We start from the raw sequence: 24,846 nt of genomic DNA on the forward strand, positions 1-24,846 counted from the left end.
CTTTTCCTTTTTAAAGTTTCCTTAACATAAAGAAGTTACCTAAAATAAAAAGGACTAAACCCTGAGCTGTTAGTAAAAGGGCATCTCTGTAGAGTTCTGCCAATGTCATCCCCTTTATTGCTATGGAGAGAGCTCCATCTATGTAGTACTTTAAGGGAGAGAGAACCGAGAGGTACTGGAGAACTTTTGGCATTGCCTCAATTGGGGTCCAGTCTCCAGATAGGTAGAGAATTGGAATCAGAACGAGAATTGTTAACTGCGAAACCTGAAGCATGTTGCTTGAGAGTGATGCTATAAACATTGAAAGTCCCGAGGATGTAAATACATAAATAGCGGTCAAGAGCATAAAGTCCAAGATACTTCCTTTGAACGGAACCTTAACCCAAAGGCCTATTGTGAAGAAGAGTGCAAGGAAGGTAAACGTAAGTATCAGGATTCCCATTGAAACGGTTTTTGAAACCATAAAAACGTAGTTTGAAACCGGTGAAACTGTAAGCATTTCAATGTTTCCCCTCTCCTTTTCCAAAACAACTGCTGACGCCGGAAGGAGTATCAGAAAAAGGGTAATGACCGTTAGAAGTTCCGAGTAGGCCATAAAGAGTCTACTTGATGAGTCCTGGTTGAAAAAGACCCTCGTCTTTACCTCGAAAGGAAGCTGAATGGGAAAAATTCCAAAGAGGAACTTTGAGATTATCTGAGTTGCGTAGGCAGAGAAGAGGTAACTTGCGGCAACCTCAGAGCCGTTAACAACAATTCCAACTTCCGTTTTATCTCCCCTCTTTATCCTCTTCTCAAAATTCTGTGGAATTCTTATAACTCCTAAGGCCTTATCGCTTAAGAGAACTCTTTCAAGGTCCTTATCTGAAAACAGATACCCTTGCAGTTTAAATACGGTTGACGGAAACTTTGAAACCAACTCCCTTGAATAGTAGGAGAGGTCGTAGTCCTGGACGTAGAACTTTGCATTCCTCAAGGAAAGATTGATTCCCGTTGCCGCTAAGTATATGTCCAAAGTAAAGGCGTACAGGGCAAAGAACAGAAGCCCTTTATTTCTGAAGAACTGGGCAATTTCCTTGTAAAGAAAAACGAGAAAGTTCATCTCTCCCTCTTTTTAAAGAGAATTACGTTCAGAGAAAAGATTGAAACGAAGAAGAATAGGAGAACCAACATATCGGGAGCTATCAGATAGAAAGGAGCAGCCTTAAAAAAAAGGGCTTTTAGAATTCTCAAGTAGTAGAAGGTGGGAATGAGATGGGCTGTAACGAGAGCTTGGGAGTCAAAGGAGGATACGGGAGTCAAAAATCCCGTGTAGAGGATGGAGGGAACTATTGTAAATACAACCGTTCCTATAAAGGCTGCAGCCTGAGACCTGAAAAATACCGAAAGTAAAAGCCCAAAGGATACCGAAACCAAGATAAAGAGAAGCGAGGAGAGTAAAAAGAGGAGGAAACTTCCCTTGAAAGGAACCTTAAAGAGGAAAAATAGAAGAATTACTAGTACGAAATAGTTGAAAGATGAGACTAAAAAACCGAACAGTAACTTTCCCGATAGATACTCAATTTTCCTAACAGGAGAGACGTAAACGTTGTAGATAGAGCCCGATTCCTTCTCTTTGACGATTAAGAGGGCAGAAAAAACGGCAGGCGATATGGCCAAAACAACGGCCAAGGTTCCTACGGCAACAAGGTAATCTTGATTTAGTGATTCGTTAAACCAGTACCTCGGTTTAATTTCTACGGGAGACTTTAATCCTTTCTTCTTAAAGTAAGAGAGATTCTCCTTTAAAACTACTGCCTCTATGTAGCTCTTAATCGTTTCCGCCCTGTAGGGAAACATTCCATCTATCAGAGTTTGAAAAGTTCCTCTTCCCTTCTTAAAGTTTTCCTCAAATTTGAAGGGAAAGACAACAACAGCCCTTACTTCACTATTCTTCAGTGCCTCGTCCACCTCTCTATAGGAAGAAAAGTACCTCTTTAAACGAAAGTACTCTCCGTTTGATGAAATTTTGTTTATTATCTCCCTTGATAGATAAGACTTATCAAAATCGAGAACTCCGATGGGAACCTTTTTAACGTCCAACTTTAAACCAAACCCGAAAATTAACATCATTGAAACGGGAACTAAAATCGTTGTTATTAGACCTATTTTGTCCTTTAAAAATTCCCTTGTTTCCTTTTTTACTATTGAAAAAATTCTTTCAAACCTCATTTTCCACCTTAAAAACAAACACGTCTTCCATACTCACAGTGGAGGGCTCTATCCTCCTTATGTCTATTCCTTTACTTTGCAGAAGCTCCAAATCGGAACTTTTTTGGGTAAATACCTTAACCTTCCTGCCAAACGGAACCGTTTTAAACCCTAAAGACCTGAGTTTTTCCTCGGCAGAAAAGGGATTTTCAACGTAAAGGAGGTAGGGTTTCCCCAACTTCTCCTCAACTTCCCTTTTAAGTTCCTCGGGAGAGCCGAGGGCAACAGCCCTTCCACGGTTCATGAGAAGGACTCTGTCACAGTACTCCGTCTCATCCATGTAGTGGGTCGTTATGAGGGCGGTAACTCCAAACTTTACAGAGAGCTCCCTTATCATCTGCCAGAATACGTCCCTCTCCGCAGGGTCTACACCTGAGGTAGGTTCGTCTAAAAACAGTACTGCAGGAGAGTGGAGAAGTGCAGAGAGGAGGGCTACCCTCTGTTTTATCCCCAGAGGAAGGGAGCTTGTAATTGTGTTTAAGTATTTCTCTATACCTAAAAGTGGAGCCGTCTCTCTGACAATTTTTCTGACGTCCTTTGGCTTTACTCCGTAAACGTTTCCCCAGTAGATTAGATTCTCAAGGACCGTTAAATCCGAATATAGGGAGAACTTTTGAGACATGTACCCTATGATTTTCTTAGTGTTTTTGTCTATTTTTCTGCCGGCTACTGAAATTTCACCCTCCGTTGGAGGGTAAATTCCCAAGATTGTCTTTATAAGTGTGGTTTTTCCCGCCCCGTTTGGCCCCAAAAGGCCGAATATCTCTCCTTTCTTTACTGTAAACGAAACCCTATCTACTGCCGTGAACTCTCCAAATTTCTTCACAACGCCTTTAACAACGATTGCATCCTCAGGCACGGATACCTTCGGCTTAAAAGTTCCCGGAATGTGAACTCTCTTTAGTCCTACCTTTTCAACGAAGAGGTCTTCAAGCTCAGGTTTTACCTCTTCAAACTCAACGCCGTACTTTTTTGAAATATCACTTAAAACGTTTTTCTGTTCCTCTGATAGGAGAAACCTTAAATTCTTCCCCTTTAACCTTACCGTGTTTGTGTACCTCCAGAGCTCCTCGTAAGCCTCGTAGAACTTTCCTCCCCTTCCGATAAAAACCTTTTCCTTAGTTTTAACAACGTCTTCGTACTTTCCAGAGATTAGGGAACTGCCATCCTTCATAAAGAGGAGCTCCGTTCCCCTCTCTGCCTCATCCAAGTAAGAGGTTGAAACCAAAACGGTATTTCCCTCCTCGTTAAACCTGTAGAGAAACTTCCATATGTCCCTCCTTGAAAGGGGGTCAACTCCCGTTGTCGGTTCATCTAAGATTAAAAGCTCTGGCATGTGAATGAGAATGCAGACAAGGGAAAGTTTCTGCATCATCCCGCCGGACAGTTTCCCGGCTTCCCTGTCCCTAAATTCCCATAGATTCGTTATCTTTAGAAGGAGCTCCTTCCTCCTCTCCCTCTCCTTCTTAGGTATTCCATAGAGACTTGCAAAGAAGTCAACGTTTTCCTCAACGGACAACCGCTTGTAGAGGTTCTGACCCAACCCTTGAGGCATAAAGGAGAGTTTGTCCCTGACCTTTGAAAACTCCCTATCGTTGTTCGGGTCAACACCAAAAGTTCTTACCCTTCCTCCGTTGTAACTTAAAACTCCACAGACGGATTTAAATACCGACGATTTTCCAGCCCCGTCCGGTCCGATGAATACAAAAATATCCCCCCTGTTAACGGAGAAGGAGAGGTCTCTGACTGCAACTACCCTTCCCCTGTTGTACTCCACTTTCAAGTTTTCACACTCAACTACTTTCACCGTTTCTCCAGTTCAACGTAGCAGTCTGCAGGCATCCCCGGTTTTAAAACGTGGTCGGGATTTTCAAGGAGTTTCAGCTTTACTTTAAAGACCTCCTTAACTCTCTCCTCCTTCGTTTGAACCTCCTTCGGCGTAAACTCGGCCTCAGATGAAACGAACGTAACAACAACGGGAAACTTCCTGTTAGGATATGAATCAACCTTCACAAAACCTCTCTGACCTAAGTGAATTAGCCCTATTTTCCTCTCTGGTACGTAACCTTCAAAGTAGAGGTTGTCCAAGTTGTAGAGTGTAAAGAGCTTCTGCCCCGGAGCTACCACCTCCCCCAATTCAACCAACTTTTCCGTAATTGTTCCATCTATCGGAGACCTTATTGAGAGGTTTGATATTGTTGCCCTTATTTCGTCAGCTGCCCTCTTTGCCGCTTCGGCCTTTTTCCTGTAGGCCTCAACCTCGTTCTCCTTGGCTAAAATTGTTCTTTTGAGGGCTCTAATTTCGTCAGATAGAGCTCCTACCTCCTTCCTCCTCTCCTTGGCAATTTCAACCATTCTCCTTGCAGAACTTAGCTGCGATTGAGCTGCGGAAACTGCCGATTTTGCAGCCTCAAGGTTGGCCTTTGCCGTTTCAAAGGAGAGTTTAACGCTGTCGAAGGAGCTCTCAGAAATTACTCTCCTTCTGTAGAGGTTCCTGTACCTTACGTAGTCCTTTTTGGCCTTTTTAAATGCCGAGAGAGATCTCCTGTAGTTCGCCTCTGCCATCTTTAACTTTGAAAAGGCAGATTTTACGTTGTCCTCAGACTGTTTTATCTGGAGTTCGACTGTCTTTGAGAGCTCCGAGAGCCTCTTTTCCTCTGCAGAGAGTTTGTTCCTGTAGTAGTTGAGTTCCTCCTCCTTTGCCTTAACCGTTGAAAGGAGAGCTCTGTAGTTCTCCTCTGCCCCTTTCAACCTCTCGTTCAGCTCTTGAGAATCAAGAACGGCAAGGAGTTCTCCCCTCTTAACGTTGTCTCCCTCGTCGTGGAATATTCTCACTACCCTACCGGCGTACTTCGTCCCTACGTCGTACTCGTCTCCCTCAATTCTTCCGTTTATGTAGAGAGTTGAACTCTCCTTTTTGAAGGGAGAACAGCTAAAAAAAACAGGGAGTAGAACTAAGAGTAAAATCAGTCTTCTATTCATTTTCATCTCCAGTTAGCGGTTTTCCAACTGCGTATTCAAGTTTTGAAAGGGCAGTGTTGTAGTCGGCAAGGGCTGAGTTTAGAGCTTTTTTTGCGTTGTAGAGGTAGGCTATTGCATCTGTAACTTCCGTTGCAGTTCCTACGTGCTCCCTGTATCTTTCACGGGAGTCCCTTAAAAGCTCCTTTGCCTCCTTCACCATTGACTCTGCCGTTTTTATCCTCGAAAGGGCAGATTGGAGTTCCGTGTACGCAGAGACAACCTGAAGCCTCACGTTATCCCTCGTCTGCTTTAGGATATCCTCCGACTTCCTCCTCTCCTCCCTTGCTCTCTCAACTTCAAAGAACCTACTTCCTCCCTGAAAAATCGGAAAGTTGAGCTGAAAGGAAACTGAAAATGAGGAGTAAACATCTCCAGGATACTGGTCCGTCTTCTGGTAGGAAAGGTTTAAGAGAGTCTGAGGCAGAAACTGAGAAACCGCAAGTCTTACTCCCTCGTTGGAGCTCCTTTTCAAAAGTTTAACATACTTGATTAGAGGCCTTTCTGAGTAGGCAATTTTCAGTAGTTCGTTCAGGTTTAGATTAATCTTCCTGTAGGTTAAATTATTAGAGGGTTCAAATTCTAAGTTTGTATCTCCAACGTCGGTTTTAAGCTTTTCAAGGGCAACTTTGTAAATTGCCTCTGCCAATGTCAGCTTTTCCTCTGCGTCCCTCAGCTTAACCTCTGCTTCAAGGAGGTCTCTCCTTGGAACTATTCCCTCGTCAAAGAAGGCCTTAACATCAGAAAAGTGTTTCTTTGCAGACCTCAAGTAAACCTTTGCAGCTTCAACGTTTGCCTTTGCCTTCAGCACGTTAAAGTAGTCGCTTTTAACTTCGTAGATAACTTTATTGATAGTCTCCTTAAATAAGTAATAACTTGCCTTTTTCTGTTCATTTTTCAGTCTAACGTTATAGAGAATTCTCCCTCCCATAAAGAGAGGCTGCTTTAGGTTTACTCCAAACTGGTAGTAGGAGTCGTTAAAGAAGGGAATGGAGAGGTTCGGAACTCCAGGAATTGGAAACTCTGGAACCTCTGACAGTTTCGTTCTTGAATAGAAGAGGTTCACTTTTGGAAAGTAGTCCGAAACGGCCTCTTTGTAGAGGAGGTCAGAAATCCTGTACTCTGACCGAGCTTTCTTTATCTCCTTATTGTCCTTAAGAGCTTTTTCTAACAGGTACGAGAGCTCCGAGCCTAAAGAGTTAACGGGCAACAACAGTATCAGGAGAACTATCAATTTTCTCATCTCTTTCCTCCACGAGTATTGCAAAGAGTAGCGTAAAAACTCCGCAGATTGTTGCAAAGAAAAATGCATCTGCAAAGGAGTGCCAGAAGGCGTGTTTAACGTAAAGGTTTGAAAGAAGAGCGTGAGCCCTGCTTGCTGCCTCGTCCGGCAGTGAGCTCCTTAGGTACTGGAAGTACCCCTGAACCTTCTGTAGAAACAGTTCAACTTGAGGAGATTCTGAGGAGACTCTTTCTGTAAGATTTACAAAGTGAGAACTTTGAGACGAGATTAGAATGTGGGTTGAAATTGCTGTTCCTACACTTCCACCTACAAGCCTTAGCAGGTTCTGAAGTGAAGAGGCGTGTCTGAGGAGCTCCCCCTTAAAGTTTCCGAGCGAGAGCTGAGAGAGGGCTGGGAAGAAGAATCCCATTCCTACTCCCCAGGGCATCAGGTAGAGAATGACCTGCAGTTTTGACATGTCTAAGTCTAATTTCTGCTGCAAGTACGTTCCAAAAACAAAGATTAAGGTTCCAACGATTATGGAGGTTTTTTTCCTGAGAATACCTCTGTCCATCAGGAAGCCGGCAATCATGCTGAAGATTCCCGTTCCAAGGGACGGCCAGAAGAGAACTTCACCTGCAGTTATCGTTGGAAACTCTCTCAACTTTTCAAGGTACAGTGGAAGCAGAAAGTAAGAGGCGTAAACTCCCATCCCGAAAACGGTTAAGGATAAAACGGGATAACGGAAGAACTCGTACTTAAAGAGTTTCAAGTCAACCAAGGGGCTCTTTACTTTTAGCTCCCAAACGGTAAAAAGAACTGCTGAAACGAGGGAGATGTAGAGGAGGGAGACCGTTTTTAGGGAGCTCCAGCCCCAGTCGTTTCCCTTTGAGATGGAAACTATCAAAGATGAGAGTGAAAGGCCTAAGAGTAAAAGTCCTGTTAAGTCAAAGCTCTGGTTGTGTTCTTCCTTCTTTTCCTTAAAAAGGAGGAAGAGGAAATAAACAACCAAAATACCTGGAAGTAGATTAACGTAGAAAATCCACCTCCACGAAAAGTGCTCGGTTATGTATCCCCCAAGAGTTGGTCCAAGCGACGGTCCAAAGGTTGCCCCAAGAGCAAACATTCCCATGGCAGTTCCCCTCCTTTCAGGAGGGAAAATTTCAAACAGAAGCGTCATTGTCATCGGAACGGAAAGCCCCTCACCCACTCCCTGAAGAACCCTTCCTAAAATCATCGTATCAAGGTTTGGGGAGAGTCCACAGAGAGCACTCATAACCGTAAAGAGGGAAATTCCCAAAATGTAGGTATTTCTGTGTCCCAACCTCCCGCCTAACCATCCAACAACGGGCATTGCAACGGCAGATGCAACCATGTAGGAGATAATGACCCACTGAATCTCGTCGGTTCTTGCGTGGAACGTGCTCATCATGTGAGGGAGAGCAATGTCAACTATGGTTGTGTCAAGGAGAGTCATGAACATACCGGCAACTATGAGAATTCCGATTACGAAGGTTTTCGTTCCTTCCTTCATATCTATTCCTTTGGAATTTTTACCGAAACGTTCGTTCCAGGTTTGATGCACCTAAGTGGAACGTTGAAGACTTTAATCTTTACGGGAACCCTCTGAGTTACTTTTACGTACTCCCCCTGTGACGTATCCCTCGGAATGAGCGCAAATACAGAACCTGCAGATGTTCCAACTGCGGTAACATTTCCTTTAAACTGTCCCTTACAGGTTTCAAGCTCAATCAGAGCTCTGCTTCCTTTCCTAACGTACCCGATGTCATCCTCATCAATCCAGGCAAGAACGTAGAAGGTTTTCGGGTTGTATATTGAGTAGACGGCAATTCCCGGTGAAACAAAGTCCCCCTCTTCCTTCCACTTCTTTGCAATGAGACCGTCAATTGGTGATTTAACGAGAGTGTGAGAAATCAGTAATTTTGTCTTACCAATTTGAGCTTTTAGAGAGTCTATCTGATAAGCAATCTCAGAAATCGAGGCTTTTAACTCTGAAATTTTCTTCAGGTCAGCCTTCTTTGACTCCAACTGGCTCTGTAGAGCTCCAATCCTTTCCCTTGTAGAGGAGATTTTCTCCTTTAACGAATTAACAGTGTGAGAGAATGCCTCTGCTTCCCTTAGTTTTTCCTGAGAGAGTTCTAAATTTGACTCTGCCGTTTTGAACTGTGAGAGAGCCTGATAGTAGGCCGACTTTACATCGTCAAACTGCTGCTCCGAAATGACCCTTCTTCTGTAGAGCTCTTTGTACCTTTTAAACCTCTTCTCCATTCTGTCAAGGTTTACATTTGAAGCTTCGTAGGCCTCTTTTGCCGCAGAGAGTGAAGCCTTTGCACTGTTTACAAGGACGGAATACTTAACTTCTGCCTCCTTCAAATTTTCCTTCAGGGAGGAGAGTTCCCTTTTAAGTGAATTCAGCTCAAATTCTGTTGATTTAACGCTTTCCGGAAGCTGTTTTTCCAATCTTGAAAGTTTTGTTTCAAGCTCTCTTTTCCTACTGACTAACGAGTTGAGCTTTCCCTGAAGTGAGGAGAGGTCTTTTTTTAGTGTTGAATCGTCTATCTTGAAAAGAGGTTCTCCAGATTTAACCTTCTCGTACTCTCTCTTGTAAAGTTTCACAACGTGGCCCGACACATCCTCGGGAGAAACGTTCACAATATCGGCGTACTGATAGGCGTTGTCCGTTATGACAAACCTGTACCTCTCGTAGAGGTAGAAGAGAAACCAGAGGGTAACGGAGAGGAGTAGGAGAGCTCCAAGAAGGGAAAACAACCTCTTCAACTCTTACCTCCAAGGATTTCGTCCGTTAACTCAGAAACAAAGCTTAGAATTTCCCCTTCTGAAAGAACTTTTCCCTGAAAAATCTCATTCGAGAGGAAGAAACAGAAGGTGGTGTACTTGAATACTTGAACCTTTAATTCAAGTTCTTTTTTCGGTAAATGTGGAAACGCGGTTTGGAATATGTTCAGCAGAACCTGAAAGAGCTTTTTGGAGAACTTCATGTAAACCTCGTTTACCTCGCTCGTTAGCTTCGGAGTTTCAGACAGGAGAATTTTTAAAAAATTCCTCTTTTCCTGAAGGGATTTAATTATCTCTATTCCGGCAAACTTAACCAATTCAACATCTGAGAGCTCCGTTTTAAATCTCCCTATCTTCTCTAAGTTGGGAATCACAGAGAACCTGTCTAAAACCTCTGAAAAGAGCTCCTTCTTACTCTTAAAGTGCCTAAAGAGTGTAACCTCAGATACACCGGCATTCTTTGCAATTTCCCTCGTTGTAGCTCCTAAATAACCCTTTTCGGAAAAACACTTGTAGGCAGCCTCTAAAATCCTGTCCTTTGTCTTCAACTCCACCTCTAAAGTAAGTGCTTACTTAACTAAGAGTATAGGAAAAACCTCTTCTGACATCAAGGAGTTTTCTACTCAAAAATGACCGTTTTATTGTCGTAAACTAAAATCTTATCCTCCAAATGCCACCTTACAGCCCTTGATAGAACAATCTTTTCAAGGTCCCTTCCCTTTCTAATCATGTCCGAAACGGTATCCCTGTGGCTTACTCTGACAACGTCCTGCTCAATTATCGGACCCTGGTCTAACTCCTCTGTAACGTAGTGGCTCGTAGCTCCAATAATCTTTACTCCCCTTTCGTAAGCCCTATGGTAGGGCTTTGCTCCTACAAAGGCAGGAAGGAACGAGTGGTGGATGTTGATTATTCTGTTTCTAAACTCGTTAACAAATCTGTTACTTAAAATCTGCATGTACCTTGCGAGGACGATTAAGTCAATCTTCTCTTTTTTTAGGAGCTCTATCTCCCTCTCCTCAACCTCTAATTTATTTTCCCTGTTCTTGGGAAAGTAGTAGAAGGGAATCTGAAACATTTCAACTACGTGTTTTAAATCCTCGTGGTTGCTCACAACCAACTTCAGATTTCCCTTTAACTCTCCGGACTTAAATCTGTAGAGGAGGTCGTAGAGGCAGTGATCGTACTTTGATACAAATATAGCTACGTTTTTAACTTCAGAACTAAAGTGGAGCTGGTAGTCCATCTGAAACTTTTCAGCTATCGGTCTAAAGGCACTTTCTATTTCAAGCTTTGGAATTTTAAATCCTTCCAATTCCCACTCAATTCTCATAAAGAAGATTGATTTTTGGAAATCTATGTGCTGGTCTGCATTTACAATGTTTCCGTTGTTTTCTGCTATAAACCTTGTAATTTCCGACAGAATTCCCTTTCTATCGGGACATGAAATCAAGAGAATTGCCGTTTCCATTTCTCCTCCCTACTCAACTGTAACGCTCTTTGCAAGGTTTCTCGGCTGGTCAACGTCGTAACCTAAAAAGTCTGCAATGTAGTATGCAAAGAGCTGCAGAGGCACAACATTAACTATAGGTGATAAGAACTCATCTACTTCCGGAACATTTATCACGTAGTCGGAGAGTTCGTAAACCTCCTTAATTCCCGGGTTTGTAACAGAGATAACCTTTCCTTTCCTTGCCTTTACCTCTTCAATGTTTGAAACAATTTTCTCAAGAACCTTCCCCTCTGTTGCAACAAAGACGGAAGGGACGTTTTCGTCAATCAGTGCAATTGGCCCGTGTTTCATTTCACCTGCTGGATACCCTTCTGCATGAATGTAGGAAATCTCCTTGAGTTTCAGAGCTCCTTCAAGGGCTATCGGATAGTTTACGTGCCTTCCAAGATAAAGAGCATCCTTTGACCTGTAAAACTCTAAAGCTATTTTCTTAACAACCTCCTCCTCCCTTTCAACATTTAGAAAGGATTCAATCTTACCCGGAACCTCCATCAGAAGTTTTAATCTCCTATCAAACTCAGAACTGTCTAAAACTCCCCTCTCTCTCCCCAAAAGCAGTGATAGCATGAAGAGAACCGTTAACTGAGTTGTAAAGGCCTTAGTTGAAGCAACGCTTATTTCGGGACCAGCATAGGTATAAATAACGGAGTCGGCCTCCCTTGTTGCAGTTGAGCCGATAACGTTACAGACAGTTAAAACCTTAGCTCCCTTTTCCTTTGCAAGCCTCATTGCTGCCAGCGTATCGGCAGTTTCCCCAGATTGCGTTATCGATACAACAAGTGTATCCTCAGTTAAAACGGGATTTCTGTACCTGTACTCGGAAGCGTAATCAACCTCTGTTGGTATATTTGAAAAATTTTCAATGTAAAACTTTCCTACTAAACCTGCGTGGTACGAGGTGCCGCAGGCAACAATCTGAATTCTCCTTATTTTGTTTAAGTCAATTCCATCCAACTTCCCATCGGTTATTAATTTATAGTTACCGCTTACCGTATCTGAAATGGCTCTCGGCTGTTCGTTTATCTCTTTAAGCATAAAGTGTTTGTATCCCGCCTTTTCTGCCTGTGAAATACTCCAGGGAATGGTTACTTCTTTCTTTTCCTTTTTAACTCCAGCAAAATCAAAAATACTTACACTGTCAGACTTAATTACTGCTGCCTCAAAGTCATCCAAGAAAACTACCCTGTTTGTATAGGGAAGGAAAGCTGGAACGTCGGATGCGACAAAGTTTTCTCCATCCCCCAATCCTATTACTAAAGGACTGTCCTTTCTCGCAACAAAGATGGTTTCAGGCTCGTGGAGCGTAATAACTGCAACTGCAAATGAACCCCTTAATTTCTTTAGTCCCTTAAAGAATGCGCCTAAAAAACTTTCAGCAGTTTTAAACTCCTCCTCTATTAGGTGAACAATTACCTCTGTATCTGTGTCTGAGAGGAACTTGTGCCCCTTCTTTAGGAGCTCCTTCCTCAAATCTGAGTAGTTCTCAATAATTCCGTTGTGGACAATCGCAATCTTTCCATCACAGCTTAGATGAGGGTGTGCATTTTCATCGTTCGGTTCGCCGTGGGTGGCCCAGCGGGTATGACCAATTCCAGTGCTTGAAAAGACCTGTTTTTTCCGAAGGTCTATCTCAAGGTTTCTTATTTTTCCCCTCTTCTTGTAAACGAAAATTTTGTTTTCCAAGAGGAGGGCAATACCTGCCGAATCGTATCCCCTGTACTCAAGCCTTTTCAATCCATCTACTATTACATCTTTTGCGTTGTCCTTTCCAACATATCCCACAATTCCACACATAACTCTTTCTCCAAGGATTATTATTTGTTTTAAAGTATATCAGGAGAAGGAGGATATTTTGAGGGACTACCTGTGCGAGGATACGATTGCCGCAATAGGAACTCCTTTAGGAAAGGGAGCAATAGGAATAGTGAGAATTTCTGGTAAGAGAGCTCTACCCATTTTAAAGGAAGTTTTTAGGAGAAAATCCGGAGAAAGGGTTGAGAGCTTTGAGAATAGAAAAATGACATACGGCATTGTTGTCGATGAGTTCGAAGAACCTATCGATGAAGTTTTGGTAGTTTTCATGGGGGCTCCCTACACGTTTACCGGTGAGGATGTTGCTGAAATTCACTGCCACGGTGGAATTGTTGTGACGAGAAAGGTTTTAAGGGAGGTTTTAAAGAGGGGAGCCAGGCTTGCAGAGCCAGGAGAGTTTACAATGAGAGCTTTCCTCCACGGCAAGATAGACCTTACACAGGCTGAGGCCATAAACGAACTAATTGAGGCAAGGAGTGAACTCTACGCTAAGGTTGCAGTGAAACAGCTTGAGGGAAGTCTGTCAAATAAAATAAGGGAAATCAGGGATAGGCTACTTGAAACAAAGGCGTTTATAGAGGCAGCAGTTGACTTTCCAGACGAGGAGATTGAAATCTTAGAGACCGGGAAAATAAAGGAGAAACTCTTTGAGGTAAAGGATGAAATAGAAAAACTTTTAAAGACTTACAGGGAAGGGAGGTTGATAAAGGAAGGAATAAAGGTTGCAATCGTTGGAAGGCCAAACGTTGGAAAGTCCTCTCTTCTAAATGCCATTTTGATGGAGGAAAGGGCAATCGTAACGGAAATCCCAGGAACGACGAGGGACGTTATAGAGGAAACTGTAACGTTCAAGGGACTTCCTCTACGCCTTGTGGATACTGCTGGAATAAGGGAGGCTGGTGATATAGTTGAAAAAATCGGCATAGAGAAAAGTATAGAAAAGCTAAAGGAAGCAGACGTTGTCCTCTTTGTAATTGACGGTTCAGCAGGATTCGTTGAGGACGACAGGAGAATTCTTAAACTGATTGAAAATAGGGATAACGTTATTCTTGTAATCAACAAGAAGGATGCAGGATTAAGGGTAAAGTGTGAGAAGCTTAGGAACCTTTTTAAACACTGTGTAGAAATCAGTGCTAAGAACCTTGATGGAATAGATGAGCTTGCAGAGAGGATAATGGAACTTGTAGTTTTGGAGCCTGAATCCATCTTGGATGGCAACGAAGTTGTTTTAACATCTGAAAGACACTACGAGCTTCTAAAGAGGGCAAAGGAGAGTTTGGACAAGGTTTTAACCTCAATAGATTCTGGTTATGAGTCTCCTGAGTTTCTCTCAATTGATATTGACGAGGCCTTGAAGTCCCTTGGAGAAATAGTAGGAGAAGTGACAACTGAAGACATGTATGATATTATATTTTCCCGATTTTGTATAGGAAAGTAAGAATGAAGGACGGAAAGGATAAGTTTCAGATAATCCTGATTAAGGATGAGCTTGCAAATTACCTAAGGCTTAGCATATCTAAAAAGGTTCTCCTTACCTTTGTTTCCATATTGAGTATAAGTTTTGTATTCTTTGCTTTTTATTCTGTTTACGCTTTTTTAAAACTTAAAAAGTACAACTCTGAAAAAAAAGTTCTTCTGTCAAACATTGAAAGTTTAGAAAGAAACTTGAATGAGGTTAAAAGGGAAAACAGTCAACTCCACGAAAAAGTCTCTATTCTTGAAAAGGAGAGGAGAGAAACAGTCCAAGAGTTAGCCAGGAGAATAGAGATAATAAACTCTCTAATGAAAAAAGTCGGACTAAACGTGAAGGAAAAAGGGGGAGAAGGAGGTCTTTCAATTCCCCTTTCCAAAATTTTTACAGAAGATGATGTTGATTTTGACAGCAGAGATGTTATCAAACAGATAGATAGCTTAATTAAAAGGTTTAACCACGTCCCTATAGGATATCCAACCTATGGAAGAATAACATCTCCCTACGGATTGAGGGTAAATCCTGTTACGGGAAAGTTAGAATTTCACTTAGGTGTTGATATAGCAAACTACTGGGGTACTCCAATAAGAACACCGGCAGATGGTAGAGTTATAAAGGCTGGTAAGTGCGGTTTAATGGGCAGGTGCATTGAAATTGACCATGGGAACGGAGTAAGGACCTACTTTGGCCACATGTCAAAACTTCTTGTTAGAAAAGGACAGTTTGTTAAGAAGGGAGAAATTATAGGTTTGATGGGAAGTACAGGTAGAAGTACAGGACCGCACCTTCACTATACTATTAAAGTCAACGGTAAGATTGTTAATCCTAAATTGTTCTTGGAGGCCGTAAGGAATGTTAGGAAAAAAGAAGGAAGGTGAGGCAGGAGAGGTTAAAAGTATTCTCTCTGAAGGTCTGAAGATTGAAGGAAACATAATTTCTGAGGGAAAAATTAGGATAGATGGAATTGTTGAAGGAGATGTAAAGGGCGATTTTGTTGTTTTAGGGGAAACTTCAAAAATAAGAGGAAATCTGAAGGTGAAAAACCTAATTTCAATGGGGGAAGTTGAGGGAAATATATTGGCTGAGTACGTTGAAATTAAGAAAAGTTCAAGAATAAAAGGGGATATAACTACTCAAAGTTTATCCGTTGAACCGGGAGCATCGATAGAGGGAAGCGTTAAGTCTGGAAACTTCGTTTCTTCATCAAGTGAAATAGAGGAGTAACCTACAACTTCCGAGACGATAATCGGTTTTTTCTCCAAGTATTCTATAAATTCTTCAACATTTATCTTCTCTTTAACAAAAATTGCCCTACCTCCAAATGGAAAGCCCTTAGGTTTTAGGTTGAAAATCCTAAAATACCCTACTTTAGGGATTGAGAAGTAACCAGTTGTATAGTCTGGGTCGTCAGATACGCAGAGCTCCCCCAAAACTCCTGGGTAGTTAAGGATTTTTGTAGTTAAAGTTAGGGCTTCTTTAAGGTTTTCTGTAAATCTGTCTCCAGCCGATTTCTTTAGCTTTCTCGTTGCCTCTTTAGAGATGTCCAAATAGGATGCCCTTACACCTCTCTCCCTGTCAGGTTCCAACCTCCTTCCCGAAGGTACTTCGACTATCATTGCTCCCCTCATGACCCTACCTGACGGAGAGGCTCCCCTAAGAATTAGGGAGTAGATGGACAGTCCTAAATTTTCAGGGATACATGCCCTTCTAAACAGTAAGGTTAATACTTCTTCTATCGGTAGCTCTGTCTTCAGTTCATAAATTGGAGGAGCTTTAAGGTATACCGGTTTTTCCTTTAGCTTTTCAACTTTTATGGAGATGAAGTCGGCCTCACCTCTACTGTGTTCTCTTGCTCTCCAGTAGAGCTCTCCAACTACCTCTTCAACTTGGTGTTCTGGGACTATTCTCTCAGCACCTGAAATGTGAATGCCTTCCTTAGAGCTCCTCATCTTTATGCTGAAGAGCTTCTCCATTTAGGACCACCTTCAAGGGATTTCTAAACCAGAGGTCGTTCTGTGGAAATGGAATTTCTACTCCGTTTTCCCTGAAAAGCTTGTTTATTCTCTCATGAAGTTTTGACTTAACATCAAAGGCTATATCCTTCCCTTCAACATAGTAGATGAGTTTAAAAATTAGGGCACTGTCACCAAACTGAGTGAAGTAAACCGATGGTGGTGGATTGTTCAAAACTCCGTCTATCTCTGATGCGGCCTTTAAGAGGAACTCCTTAACCTTATCAACATCGGATGTGTAGGAAACTCCAACCTCAACAAAATCCTTCACTTTAGGGTCTGGATAGAGTGAATTTTCTATGATTCCTTCTGTTAATTTTGAGTTTGGAACCGTTATAAGGTTGTTTCCAGAAATGGTTAAAATTCTCGTTGTCCTAAGTCCGATGTCGTAAACGTAACCTTCAACATCAATGTCTTTTATGTAAACCCTGTCTCCTATTCTAAACTGCCTGTCCGTAACAAGTAAAATTCCCGAAATAAAGTTCTTGACAGTATCCTGAGCTGCAAGACCTACAGCCAAGGAACCTACTCCCAACGATGCGACCAAGGAAGTAACGTTAAATCCTAACCTATCTAAGACGGCTATTAGAGCAATCAGGACGATGAAGACGTTAATAACCTTCGAAATCATCGAATAATAGGTATCCACCAAGGGGGCTTCATTTACGGCTACGCTCTTCCTTACTTTCTGGGAAAGTTTTTCCAGAATAAGGTCAACTAATTTGATAGAGATAAATGTTGCTATAGAAACGTACAGAATAAAGAAAATTAAGTTGAAAATTTTCATCAACTTAACAGGAACGGGAAGCTGTACAATGGCTAAATTCAAAAATAACATTGAAAAGAAGTAGGATATCCAGGAGGACAAACCTATAATTATCTTTTCCCCTTTTGTTACTTTCTTATCAATGAGAGCCAATCGAAGTAAAAATCTCTTTATTATTTTTTTTCCATACAGTGGAATCAAGGACAAAATTAAAAATAGGAAGAAAAACAAGTATTCAGGTTTTAACCATGGAACACTTGAAAGTAAATCTGAAAAGTTCTTCTGTATTAAAGAAAACACTCCAAAATCCTTCAAGTTGTTCCTCTACTTAATATCATCATTTGTTAGGATAATCGTAACGGGACCGTCGTTGATAAGGTGGACCTTCATATCTGCCCCAAAAATTCCCGTCTTAACAGGAACTTCCCTCCTCTTACACTCCTCAACAAAGAGGTTAAAGAACTCCTCAGCCCTTATCGGTTCCTCCGATGATTGAAAGCTTGGACGCCTTCCCTTTCTACAGTCTGCAGCCAACGTAAAGTTAGGAACAGCCAGAATCTCACCGTTAATATCCTTAACGGATAGGTTCATCTTTCCTAAGGAGTCCTCAAAAATTCTCAAGTTAACAACTTTATCTGCCATTTTCTCAACAAAGGACTTTAAATCCCCCTTTTCAAATCCCACTAAGACAACCAATCCCTGACCAATTTCAGAAACGGTCTCACCTCCTACAACAACCTTTCCCGATAGAACCCTCTGAATACAAGCCTTCATTTCCTACCCCTGAATCCATAAATGTTTTATTCCATCAACGATAAACTGAGAACCTAAAGCTCCAACAAACAGACCAAATATCCTAACGGTCACCCCAATCCCCGTTTTACCCAATCTCCTTGAGAACCAAGCCGAGTTCAGTATAAAAAAGTAAATTACGAAAACTGAAATTACAACAGCCAGAAAAAGCTGAAAAAGTCCAGATAGACTGTGAACCTCCTCCTTAAAGATTAGGAGAGCCGTAAAGGCTCCTGGACCGAACAGGATGGGAATGCCTATGGGAATAACAGAAATGTCGTCCTTTTCCGCTGTTGCACTCTCCTCTCTATCTGTGTGTTTTGTTTTAGGTGGATGGGCCTGAAGCATTTGAAATGCCATGTGAAGTAGAATGAGACCACCGAAAATCTTAATGCTGTAGATATTGACACCTAAGAGTTTTAAAAGTGTATCTCCTGCAATTATGGTAACAATAGAGGCTATGAGTACTGTTAGGGAGGATTTAAAGGCAATCTTCTTAACTTCCTTTGCTGAAGTTACAATCGTTGCAACGAGAATTGCAGCAAATATGGGGTCTATAATTGATACGAGGGATATGAGAAACTTTAAAAATGCCAACTCTTCCTCCAGAGGAAGTCGGCAAGTGTAAAGAAAAACACCGTTAGTGATATGTAACCATTGAGGTTGAAGAATGCATATCCTATCTTTGACCTATCCCTTGAAACTATTAAGTGCTCCTTAACCATAAAAACAGCTGAAATCAGTATTCCTAAGTAGTAGAGAAGTCCCAAATCTTCCATCAAACCAACAGAAATGAGACCCAATAGTGTTATCAGGTGAAAGAGTTTTGAGAGAAGGAGAGCTCTATCCTCTCCCAACTTTGAAGGAATTGAGTAGATTCCCTCTCTCCTGTCAAACTCCACATCCTGAAGGGCATAGATAATGTCAAACCCTGCAATCCAGAATGCAACAGAAATAAACAACAGTATTCCAGTCAAATCAAACGTTCCCCTTATTGCTATCCATGCTCCCAAGGGAGCAAGGGCAACGGCAATTCCAAGAACTATGTGACACAATGCAGTAAATCTCTTTGTAAAGGAGTAGAGAGTCAGAATGAAAATAGCCAATGGAGAAAGTTCAAAGGCAAGTTTGTTAAGCTTGTATGCCGAGTAAACCATAACAGCAAAGCCTAAAACAGCAAGAACATAAGCTTCTGTCCTCTTAACAATCCCCCTTGGAATGTGTCTATTCGCAGTTCTCGGGTTCTTTGCATCAATCTCAGCATCTATTGCCCTGTTTAAACTCATTGCAGCAGTTCTTGCTCCAAAGAGGGCAACGGATATCCAGAAGAGCTGATAGAGTGAGGGAATTCCTTTGGCAGCAATGAGTGCCGCTGTAAGGGCAAATGGAAGGGCAAAAACGGTATGTTCAACCTTTATAAGCTCCATGTAGTTCTTTATCTTTCCAAAAATTTCTTCCATTACCCTTCTTCCTCAATGAGTTCAATACACTCACCTACGTTATTAAAAACATAATCGGGCCTAAGGTTTTTCTCTATTGAGTTAAGGATTGAAATATCCCTGTACTTCCCACTTAGAACGAAAACTGTCTTAAACCCTACTCTCCTCTTTCCCTCTGCAAGGTCTGTGAATGGGTCATCGCTCACCATGTAAACCTTTTCAGGTTCAGAGATTCCTAATAGCTCAAAAGCTCTTTTAAAGTACTCCTCAGAGGGTTTTCCAAATGAAACCACAGTTTTATTTCCTGCGTACGACAGCGCAGTTGCAAGGGCTCCAACGCTCGGCCCCACGAGCCCATCGGGGTCAAGAATTACCCTGTTCATATGGAAGGAAAAGAGCTTTGCGTTTTCAAGAACCAAAGCTGAAGTTGCTATCTTGAGTTTTTCGTAGTTAATCTCCCTGTCCCTTCCGACAACAACAGCATCAACCCTATGGTCGTTCCTTACCTCAAATCCCTCCTCCCTGAAAAACTCCTTAATCTTCTCCGTTCCTAAAAAGTAGAGTCTTTTAACGTTCTCTTTTCTTAAAAACTCTCTGGCCAAAAGTGAGGGAGAGAGAAGTTTTCTCCTGTTAACATTAAATCCCTTCTCCTTCAGTATCTCTATTAAAACGTCTGGCTTTTCCGTCGAGTTGTTTGTTGCAACTATCCAGGGAATGCCTTTTCTGTCTAAATATTCAGTAAACTCTAAAGCCTCTAAAAATGGGGTGTAACTTTTATCCCTCACCAAGGTTCCCTCAAGGTCTAAAAGGAAACCTACCATTTAATCCTCCCATCCTTTAATCTCGGCGATTATACACTACCAAATTTAAAAAAAATCGGCTAACTTTTAAGGGGCAAACTTGGTAAGGAGAGAGATATGGCAGAGGAGAGAATTTTAGAGCAGAGAAAGGAAAAAGTAGAGAAACTGAAGGAACTTGGTTATGAACCCTACGCATACAGGTACGAAACAAACGCAAAGGCGGGAGAACTCTTAGAGAAGTTCGGAAGAGTTAAGGAAGGAGAGGAAAGGGAGAATGAGGAGCTCCCGAAAGATGAGTTTTCATTGGCCGGAAGAATAATGTCAATGAGAGTTATGGGAAAGGCCGCCTTTTTCCACATTCAGGATGAGAGCGGAAGGATTCAGTGTTACATAAGGAAGGACTCCGTTGGAGAGGAGTTCTACAACAAGGTATTTAAGAAGCTCATAGACATTGGGGATATTGTAGGAGTGAGGGGAACACTGTTTAGGACGAGAACAGGGGAGCTCACTCTTGAAGTAAAGGAAATGGTACCTCTAACAAAATCCTTAAGACCTCTACCGGAAAAGTGGCACGGCCTTAAGGATACAGAGAAAAGGTACCGCCAGAGGTACTTGGACTTAATAGTAAACCCTGAAGTGAGGGAAATTTTCAGGACGAGAACAAAAGTTATTAAGAAAATAAGGGAGTTTTTGGACAGTAGGGGATTTATAGAAGTTGAAACTCCAATTTTGCAGCCTATCGCCTCTGGAGCTGCTGCAAGGCCTTTCATCACACACTACAACGCCCTTGATATTGACGTTTACCTGAGAATTGCTCCAGAGCTCTACCTCAAAAGGCTTTTAGTCGGTGGAATTGAAAGGGTCTACGAGTTAGGTAAGAACTTTAGAAACGAGGGAATAAGCACACGCCACAACCCAGAGTTTACTATGGTTGAGTGGTACATGGCCTACGCAGACTACAACGACCTTATGGAGATGACCGAGGAGCTCTTTGAGTTTCTCTTAGACGAGATATTCGGAAAGGGAGTAAGGGAAATAGAGTACCAGGGAGAAAAACTCTCCTTTAAAAGGCCCTTCAGGAGGATTTCCTACTTAGGGGAGCTGTCAAGGAAAACGGGACTTACCGAGGAGGAGCTCCTCCACGACGAGGATAAGGTGCTTCAGAAGGTAAAGGAGGTTGGAATAGAGAGGGCTGAAGAACTCTCTCACTTTAAGAGGGTTCAAGAGCTCTTTGAGGCATTGGTTGAGCCGGAACTAATACAGCCAACCTTCGTAGTTGACTTTCCAAAGGCCATTTCTCCACTTGCAAAGGAGAAGAGGGGAAATCCGGAATTGGTAGAGAGGTTTGAGCTCTTTGTCTTTGGAAGGGAAATAGCAAATGCCTACACAGAACTTAACAATCCTAAGGAGCAGGAGGAGAGGTTCAAGCAGCAGCTTGAGGAAAGGGCAAAGGGCGATGAGGAGGCAATGGAGTACGATGCAGACTTCATTACTGCCCTTGAGTACGGAATGCCTCCAACGGCAGGTGAAGGTATAGGAATAGACAGGCTTGTTATGCTCTTTACAAACAAGGATTCAATAAGGGAGGTTTTACTCTTCCCTCAGCTGAGGCCTGAAAAGAGGTGTGGAGAGGAAATCTGCCAGTTGGAACCTGAGGAGAAATGAACCCACTTTTAAAGTGGTTAGCCCTTAGAAACTTAAAACCTAAAAAGGGCTACCTATCCTTTGCGTTTCTTATAGCCGTTTTGGGGGTGGTCGTTGGAGTGGCCGCCCTGATAGTTGTCAATGCAGTAATGACGGGATTTCAGGATGCAATAAAGGAGAGGTTACTTTCAGCAAATGCAGACATCATCGTAATGAGGAGGGGAGGAGCTCCCTTTGTTAAGTACAGGTATGCAGAGAGGAAAATATCTGAAATTCCCCACGTTGTAGGAACTGAACCCTTCATCTACGTTCCCGTTATGGCTACAACGGGAAGGGCTGACACTGCATCAAGTGCCTCATTGAGGGGATGTGTACCTGAGAAGGAGCCAAAGGTTACCTCAATCCCAAAACACATAGTACTTGGAGATTGGGAGCTCTTTAAAAGAAACCCTAGTGGAGTTGTGATAGGAAGGCAGCTTGCCGATACTTTGGGAGTAACACTTGGAGACCAGATAAAGTTGATTTCACCGATAGGAAGGAAAACACCCTTTGGCGTCTTTCCAAGAACTGCTACCTACACAGTTGTCGGAATATTTGAAGTGGGAATGTACCAGTTTGACTCATCCTTAGTCCTTGCCCATATAGAGACTGTCAGAAGGGATTTCGGATTTGGAGACTTAGTCACAGGAATAATGGTAAAGGTTGATAAGTTGGAAAGTGTTAAAGGAGTTGAAAAGGAAATAGAGAAAACACTTGGAAAGGACTACGTTGCTGAGGATTGGATTTCACTTAACAAGAGTCTCTTTTCAGCCCTGAAGCTTGAAAAACTTGCAATGTTTTTAATCCTAACCCTCATAGTAATAGTTGCCTCCTTCAACATATCGAGTCTTTTAATGATGAACGTGAACAACAGGGCAAGGGAGATAGCAATACTGAAAACTGTTGGAGCTCTAAACGGCTTCATCCTAAAAGTCTTCGTTCTCCAGGGCTTCTTTATAGGGCTGATAGGAACGGCAATTGGAGAAGTACTGGGAATAGGAATTTCCATTTTTGGGGAAAAGTACAAACTAATACCCCTTCCTCCAGACGTTTACTACATAGACCACCTTCCCTTTAAACTTCACCTAACAGACTGTTTGGTTGCAGCTGCTGCAGCTATATTAATCAGTACAGTAGCAACAATCTACCCGGCGCTGAGGGCAGCAAAAACAGACCCTGTGAAAGTTCTTAGGATGGGAGAAGACTAATTGAAGGGAAAAATTAGAAAGGCAAGGATAAGCGATGCTGAGGAAATTCAGTTCTTAATTAACGAGTATGCTAAACAGGGCCTTATGCTTCCAAAGACGCTTCAGAGTATCTTTGAGGATATAAGGGAGTTCTGGGTTTACGAGGAGGATGGAAAGATACTCGGTAGCTGTGCCCTAAAAATTTTCTGGGATGACCTTGCAGAGGTTCGCTCTTTAGCGGTCGCTCCAGAGCACACGAAAAAGGGAATAGGAACTGCCCTTGTGAAAGCAGCCCTTGAGGAGGCTAAGGAGCTTGGAATCCCAAGGGTTTTTACACTAACTTATCAGGTTGGATTTTTCGAAAAGTTGGGATTTAAAGTTATTGATAAGGAAAAACTACCCCAGAAAATCTGGAGGGACTGTATAAACTGTGTAAAATTCCCAAACTGCGACGAAACTGCTTTGGAAATAAATCTCTTGGAGAGGAAGAATGACACCAGAAGAACAGTTAAAAGTGATAAAGAGAGGAACGGCTGAGATAATAAATGAGGAGGAGCTCTTAGAGAAACTGAAATACGGAAGGAAACTTAGAGTAAAGGCCGGATTTGACCCAACAGCTCCAGATTTACACTTGGGTCATACAGTTCTACTCTGGAAGTTAAGGGATTTTCAGGAGTTGGGTCACGAGGTTTACTTTTTAATCGGTGACTTTACTGCAATGATAGGGGACCCGACGGGAAAAAATGAGACAAGGCCTCCACTTACAAGGGAGCAGGTTTTGAAGAATGCAGAAACCTACGCTCAGCAGGTTTTTAAGATACTCGACCCTGAAAAAACTGTAGTCGTATTCAACAGCGAGTGGTTGGGCTCAATGACTGCAGCAGACCTGATAAAACTCACTTCAAAGTATACTGTAGCAAGGATGCTTGAAAGGGACGACTTTGAGAAGAGATTCAAGGAAGGAAGGCCTATCCACATTCACGAATTCATCTATCCCTTACTCCAGGGGTACGATTCTGTTGAGCTTAAAGCGGACGTTGAATTGGGAGGGACAGACCAGAAGTTTAACCTCCTCATGGGAAGGCACCTTCAGAGGGAGTTTGGACAGGAGGAACAGGTCTGCATAATGATGCCAATACTTGAGGGGCTCGATGGTGTTCAGAAGATGAGCAAATCCCTTGGAAACTACATAGGAATCTTGGAGCCCCCTGAGGAGCAGTTTGGAAAGGTAATGAGGATTTCCGATGAGCTAATGTGGAGGTACTACAGACTCGTTACGAGAATTCCCGAAGAAGAGATAGATGAAATGGAAAGACTTGTTAAGGAAGGGAAGCTCCACCCTATGGAGGTTAAAAAGAAACTTGCTGAAACGATAGTCAGGATCTTCCACGGAGAGGAGGCTGCAAAACGGGCAAGGGAGCACTTTGAGAGGGTATTTTCAAGGAGGGAGCTCCCTGAGGAGATTCCAGAACCAAAAGTTCAGGTTCCTGAAAATCCCGTCTGGCTCCCAATTTTATTAAGGGAGACTGGACTTGTAAAGTCGACGAGCGAGGCCAGAAGGCAGATTAGGGGAGGCGGAGTAAGAATTAACGGAGAGAAGGTTAAAGATGAACAGTTAAAAGTTGACGTACTAAAAGGAGAGTTAATTCTTCAGGTTGGAAAGAGACGCTTTGTCAAGATAAAGCCGGAGAACGTGTTGAAGTTCAGAAAGAAGGTGGACACCCTAAAATAAGATTTGAACTCCAACAAAAGGAGGTGTCCACCAATGAAACAATTAAAGAAATTCAAAGGTGCATCCCTGCACATATCAAATACACCCTTCAAAAAAACAATCAAAAGAGGAACGAAAATCAAAACCAAACTCGACCTAACAAAAGACCCAAACGTGAGAAAAAGACTTAAATGGATTCAACACTACGAAAAACACCAAAATGCAAGACTAACCTGCAGATACTTCGGAATAAGTCCAACCACCTTCTACAAATGGAAAAATAGATACAAAAAGTACGGTTTAGAAGGCCTCAAAGACAGAAACAAAAGACCTCACAGAGTAAGACAACCTCAGAT

The 24,846-nt window shown here is 42.3% G+C and carries 24 protein-coding genes; 8 read left to right on the top strand and 16 right to left on the bottom strand.

Features of this window, described 5'->3' with window-relative positions:
* Positions 1-10: 10 nt before the first annotated feature.
* From FN732_RS07585 to glmS, 10 genes are all read right to left on the bottom strand, one after another.
* Positions 11-1,099: an ABC transporter permease gene (locus tag FN732_RS07585; protein WP_142935966.1), complete on the bottom strand. Its 1,089-nt coding sequence runs from the start codon at positions 1,097-1,099 to the stop codon at positions 11-13.
* Positions 1,096-2,208: an ABC transporter permease gene (locus FN732_RS07590; RefSeq protein WP_142935967.1), complete on the bottom strand. Its 1,113-nt coding sequence runs from the start codon at positions 2,206-2,208 to the stop codon at positions 1,096-1,098. Before FN732_RS07590 ends, FN732_RS07585 begins: the two co-directional genes overlap by 4 nt.
* Positions 2,198-4,054 carry an ATP-binding cassette domain-containing protein gene (locus FN732_RS07595; RefSeq protein ID WP_142935968.1) on the bottom strand — a complete coding sequence of 619 codons (1,857 nt, stop codon included), beginning with the start codon at positions 4,052-4,054 and terminating at the stop codon, positions 2,198-2,200. Before FN732_RS07595 ends, FN732_RS07590 begins: the two co-directional genes overlap by 11 nt.
* Positions 4,051-5,229 carry an HlyD family secretion protein gene (locus tag FN732_RS07600; protein ID WP_185954287.1) on the bottom strand — a complete coding sequence of 393 codons (1,179 nt, stop codon included), beginning with the start codon at positions 5,227-5,229 and terminating at the stop codon, positions 4,051-4,053. The genes FN732_RS07595 and FN732_RS07600 overlap by 4 nt, the downstream gene beginning before the upstream one ends.
* Complete coding sequence (locus FN732_RS07605) at positions 5,222-6,508, bottom strand: TolC family protein (protein WP_185954288.1); 1,287 nt, start codon at positions 6,506-6,508, stop codon at positions 5,222-5,224. Before FN732_RS07605 ends, FN732_RS07600 begins: the two co-directional genes overlap by 8 nt.
* Positions 6,465-8,072, bottom strand: coding sequence for a DHA2 family efflux MFS transporter permease subunit (locus FN732_RS07610; protein ID WP_246051354.1), 1,608 nt, complete (start codon positions 8,070-8,072; stop codon positions 6,465-6,467). The genes FN732_RS07605 and FN732_RS07610 overlap by 44 nt, the downstream gene beginning before the upstream one ends.
* The gene (locus FN732_RS07615) at positions 8,024-9,286 is read right to left on the bottom strand and encodes an HlyD family efflux transporter periplasmic adaptor subunit (RefSeq protein WP_142935972.1); all 1,263 of its coding nucleotides are present in this window, start codon (positions 9,284-9,286) and stop codon (positions 8,024-8,026) included. The genes FN732_RS07610 and FN732_RS07615 overlap by 49 nt, the downstream gene beginning before the upstream one ends.
* Positions 9,283-9,852, bottom strand: a complete 570-nt coding sequence (locus FN732_RS07620; protein WP_142935973.1) for a TetR/AcrR family transcriptional regulator — start codon at positions 9,850-9,852, stop codon at positions 9,283-9,285. Before FN732_RS07620 ends, FN732_RS07615 begins: the two co-directional genes overlap by 4 nt.
* Before the next feature lie 71 nt (positions 9,853-9,923).
* Positions 9,924-10,775 carry a formyltetrahydrofolate deformylase gene (gene purU, locus FN732_RS07625; protein WP_142935974.1) on the bottom strand — a complete coding sequence of 284 codons (852 nt, stop codon included), beginning with the start codon at positions 10,773-10,775 and terminating at the stop codon, positions 9,924-9,926.
* Between the two features lie 9 nt (positions 10,776-10,784).
* A complete protein-coding gene (gene glmS / locus FN732_RS07630) occupies positions 10,785-12,611 on the bottom strand; it encodes a glutamine--fructose-6-phosphate transaminase (isomerizing) (RefSeq protein WP_142935975.1) in 1,827 nt (608 codons plus the stop codon).
* Between the two features lie 58 nt (positions 12,612-12,669).
* Between glmS and mnmE the strand changes: the two genes are divergently transcribed.
* Genes mnmE through FN732_RS07645 form a run of 3 tightly spaced genes read left to right on the top strand, consistent with a single transcriptional unit; the run spans position 12,670 to position 15,324 of the window.
* The gene (gene mnmE / locus FN732_RS07635; protein WP_246051355.1) at positions 12,670-14,067 is read left to right on the top strand and encodes a tRNA uridine-5-carboxymethylaminomethyl(34) synthesis GTPase MnmE; all 1,398 of its coding nucleotides are present in this window, start codon (positions 12,670-12,672) and stop codon (positions 14,065-14,067) included.
* Between the two features lie 2 nt (positions 14,068-14,069).
* Positions 14,070-14,978: a M23 family metallopeptidase gene (locus tag FN732_RS07640; protein ID WP_142935976.1), complete on the top strand. Its 909-nt coding sequence runs from the start codon at positions 14,070-14,072 to the stop codon at positions 14,976-14,978.
* Positions 14,953-15,324 carry a bactofilin family protein gene (locus FN732_RS07645; RefSeq protein ID WP_142935977.1) on the top strand — a complete coding sequence of 124 codons (372 nt, stop codon included), beginning with the start codon at positions 14,953-14,955 and terminating at the stop codon, positions 15,322-15,324. The genes FN732_RS07640 and FN732_RS07645 overlap by 26 nt, the downstream gene beginning before the upstream one ends.
* Here the strand turns inward: FN732_RS07645 and FN732_RS07650 are convergent.
* The 6 genes from FN732_RS07650 to FN732_RS07675 are packed head-to-tail and all read right to left on the bottom strand — an operon-like array spanning position 15,234 to position 19,930.
* The gene (locus FN732_RS07650) at positions 15,234-16,073 is read right to left on the bottom strand and encodes a 6-carboxyhexanoate--CoA ligase (protein ID WP_142935978.1); all 840 of its coding nucleotides are present in this window, start codon (positions 16,071-16,073) and stop codon (positions 15,234-15,236) included. The genes FN732_RS07645 and FN732_RS07650 overlap by 91 nt on opposite strands.
* A complete protein-coding gene (locus FN732_RS07655) occupies positions 16,036-17,178 on the bottom strand; it encodes a mechanosensitive ion channel family protein (RefSeq protein WP_246051356.1) in 1,143 nt (380 codons plus the stop codon). Before FN732_RS07655 ends, FN732_RS07650 begins: the two co-directional genes overlap by 38 nt.
* Before the next feature lie 24 nt (positions 17,179-17,202).
* Positions 17,203-17,652, bottom strand: coding sequence for a D-aminoacyl-tRNA deacylase (gene dtd, locus FN732_RS07660; RefSeq protein ID WP_142935979.1), 450 nt, complete (start codon positions 17,650-17,652; stop codon positions 17,203-17,205).
* Between the two features lie 3 nt (positions 17,653-17,655).
* The gene (locus tag FN732_RS07665; RefSeq protein WP_142935980.1) at positions 17,656-18,267 is read right to left on the bottom strand and encodes a MarC family protein; all 612 of its coding nucleotides are present in this window, start codon (positions 18,265-18,267) and stop codon (positions 17,656-17,658) included.
* Positions 18,255-19,130 carry a UbiA-like polyprenyltransferase gene (locus FN732_RS07670; protein WP_142935981.1) on the bottom strand — a complete coding sequence of 292 codons (876 nt, stop codon included), beginning with the start codon at positions 19,128-19,130 and terminating at the stop codon, positions 18,255-18,257. The genes FN732_RS07665 and FN732_RS07670 overlap by 13 nt, the downstream gene beginning before the upstream one ends.
* The gene (locus tag FN732_RS07675; protein ID WP_142935982.1) at positions 19,130-19,930 is read right to left on the bottom strand and encodes an HAD-IIA family hydrolase; all 801 of its coding nucleotides are present in this window, start codon (positions 19,928-19,930) and stop codon (positions 19,130-19,132) included. Before FN732_RS07675 ends, FN732_RS07670 begins: the two co-directional genes overlap by 1 nt.
* Before the next feature lie 96 nt (positions 19,931-20,026).
* Between FN732_RS07675 and lysS the strand changes: the two genes are divergently transcribed.
* From lysS to FN732_RS07700, 5 genes are all read left to right on the top strand, one after another.
* Positions 20,027-21,574, top strand: coding sequence for a lysine--tRNA ligase (gene lysS / locus FN732_RS07680; protein ID WP_142935983.1), 1,548 nt, complete (start codon positions 20,027-20,029; stop codon positions 21,572-21,574).
* Positions 21,571-22,800: an ABC transporter permease gene (locus FN732_RS07685; protein ID WP_142935984.1), complete on the top strand. Its 1,230-nt coding sequence runs from the start codon at positions 21,571-21,573 to the stop codon at positions 22,798-22,800. Before lysS ends, FN732_RS07685 begins: the two co-directional genes overlap by 4 nt.
* Positions 22,801-23,316: an N-acetyltransferase gene (locus FN732_RS07690; RefSeq protein WP_142935985.1), complete on the top strand. Its 516-nt coding sequence runs from the start codon at positions 22,801-22,803 to the stop codon at positions 23,314-23,316. It begins immediately after the preceding gene.
* Positions 23,270-24,511 carry a tyrosine--tRNA ligase gene (gene tyrS, locus FN732_RS07695; protein ID WP_142935986.1) on the top strand — a complete coding sequence of 414 codons (1,242 nt, stop codon included), beginning with the start codon at positions 23,270-23,272 and terminating at the stop codon, positions 24,509-24,511. The genes FN732_RS07690 and tyrS overlap by 47 nt, the downstream gene beginning before the upstream one ends.
* Before the next feature lie 33 nt (positions 24,512-24,544).
* Positions 24,545-24,846: helix-turn-helix domain-containing protein (locus tag FN732_RS07700; protein WP_142934556.1), on the top strand; the 302-nt coding region annotated here is incomplete at its 3' end.

It is taken from the genome of Balnearium lithotrophicum, from assembly GCF_900182585.1.
Taxonomy (GTDB): Bacteria; Aquificota; Aquificia; order Desulfurobacteriales; family Desulfurobacteriaceae; genus Balnearium; species Balnearium lithotrophicum.

Excerpts from the sequence above, each read along its gene's own strand:
- FN732_RS07585 (WP_142935966.1), bottom strand. The coding sequence starts at position 1,099 with ATGAACTTTCTCGTTTTTCTTTACAAGGAAATTGCCCAGTTCTTCAGA.
- FN732_RS07590 (WP_142935967.1), bottom strand. The coding sequence starts at position 2,208 with ATGAGGTTTGAAAGAATTTTTTCAATAGTAAAAAAGGAAACAAGGGAA.
- FN732_RS07600 (WP_185954287.1), bottom strand. The coding sequence starts at position 5,229 with ATGAATAGAAGACTGATTTTACTCTTAGTTCTACTCCCTGTTTTTTTT.
- FN732_RS07605 (WP_185954288.1), bottom strand. The coding sequence starts at position 6,508 with ATGAGAAAATTGATAGTTCTCCTGATACTGTTGTTGCCCGTTAACTCT.
- purU (WP_142935974.1), bottom strand. The coding sequence starts at position 10,775 with ATGGAAACGGCAATTCTCTTGATTTCATGTCCCGATAGAAAGGGAATT.
- glmS (WP_142935975.1), bottom strand. The coding sequence starts at position 12,611 with ATGTGTGGAATTGTGGGATATGTTGGAAAGGACAACGCAAAAGATGTA.
- FN732_RS07640 (WP_142935976.1), top strand. The coding sequence starts at position 14,070 with ATGAAGGACGGAAAGGATAAGTTTCAGATAATCCTGATTAAGGATGAG.
- FN732_RS07645 (WP_142935977.1), top strand. The coding sequence starts at position 14,953 with ATGTTAGGAAAAAAGAAGGAAGGTGAGGCAGGAGAGGTTAAAAGTATT.
- FN732_RS07650 (WP_142935978.1), bottom strand. The coding sequence starts at position 16,073 with ATGGAGAAGCTCTTCAGCATAAAGATGAGGAGCTCTAAGGAAGGCATT.
- dtd (WP_142935979.1), bottom strand. The coding sequence starts at position 17,652 with ATGAAGGCTTGTATTCAGAGGGTTCTATCGGGAAAGGTTGTTGTAGGA.
- FN732_RS07670 (WP_142935981.1), bottom strand. The coding sequence starts at position 19,130 with ATGGAAGAAATTTTTGGAAAGATAAAGAACTACATGGAGCTTATAAAG.
- FN732_RS07675 (WP_142935982.1), bottom strand. The coding sequence starts at position 19,930 with ATGGTAGGTTTCCTTTTAGACCTTGAGGGAACCTTGGTGAGGGATAAA.
- lysS (WP_142935983.1), top strand. The coding sequence starts at position 20,027 with ATGGCAGAGGAGAGAATTTTAGAGCAGAGAAAGGAAAAAGTAGAGAAA.
- FN732_RS07685 (WP_142935984.1), top strand. The coding sequence starts at position 21,571 with ATGAACCCACTTTTAAAGTGGTTAGCCCTTAGAAACTTAAAACCTAAA.
- tyrS (WP_142935986.1), top strand. The coding sequence starts at position 23,270 with ATGACACCAGAAGAACAGTTAAAAGTGATAAAGAGAGGAACGGCTGAG.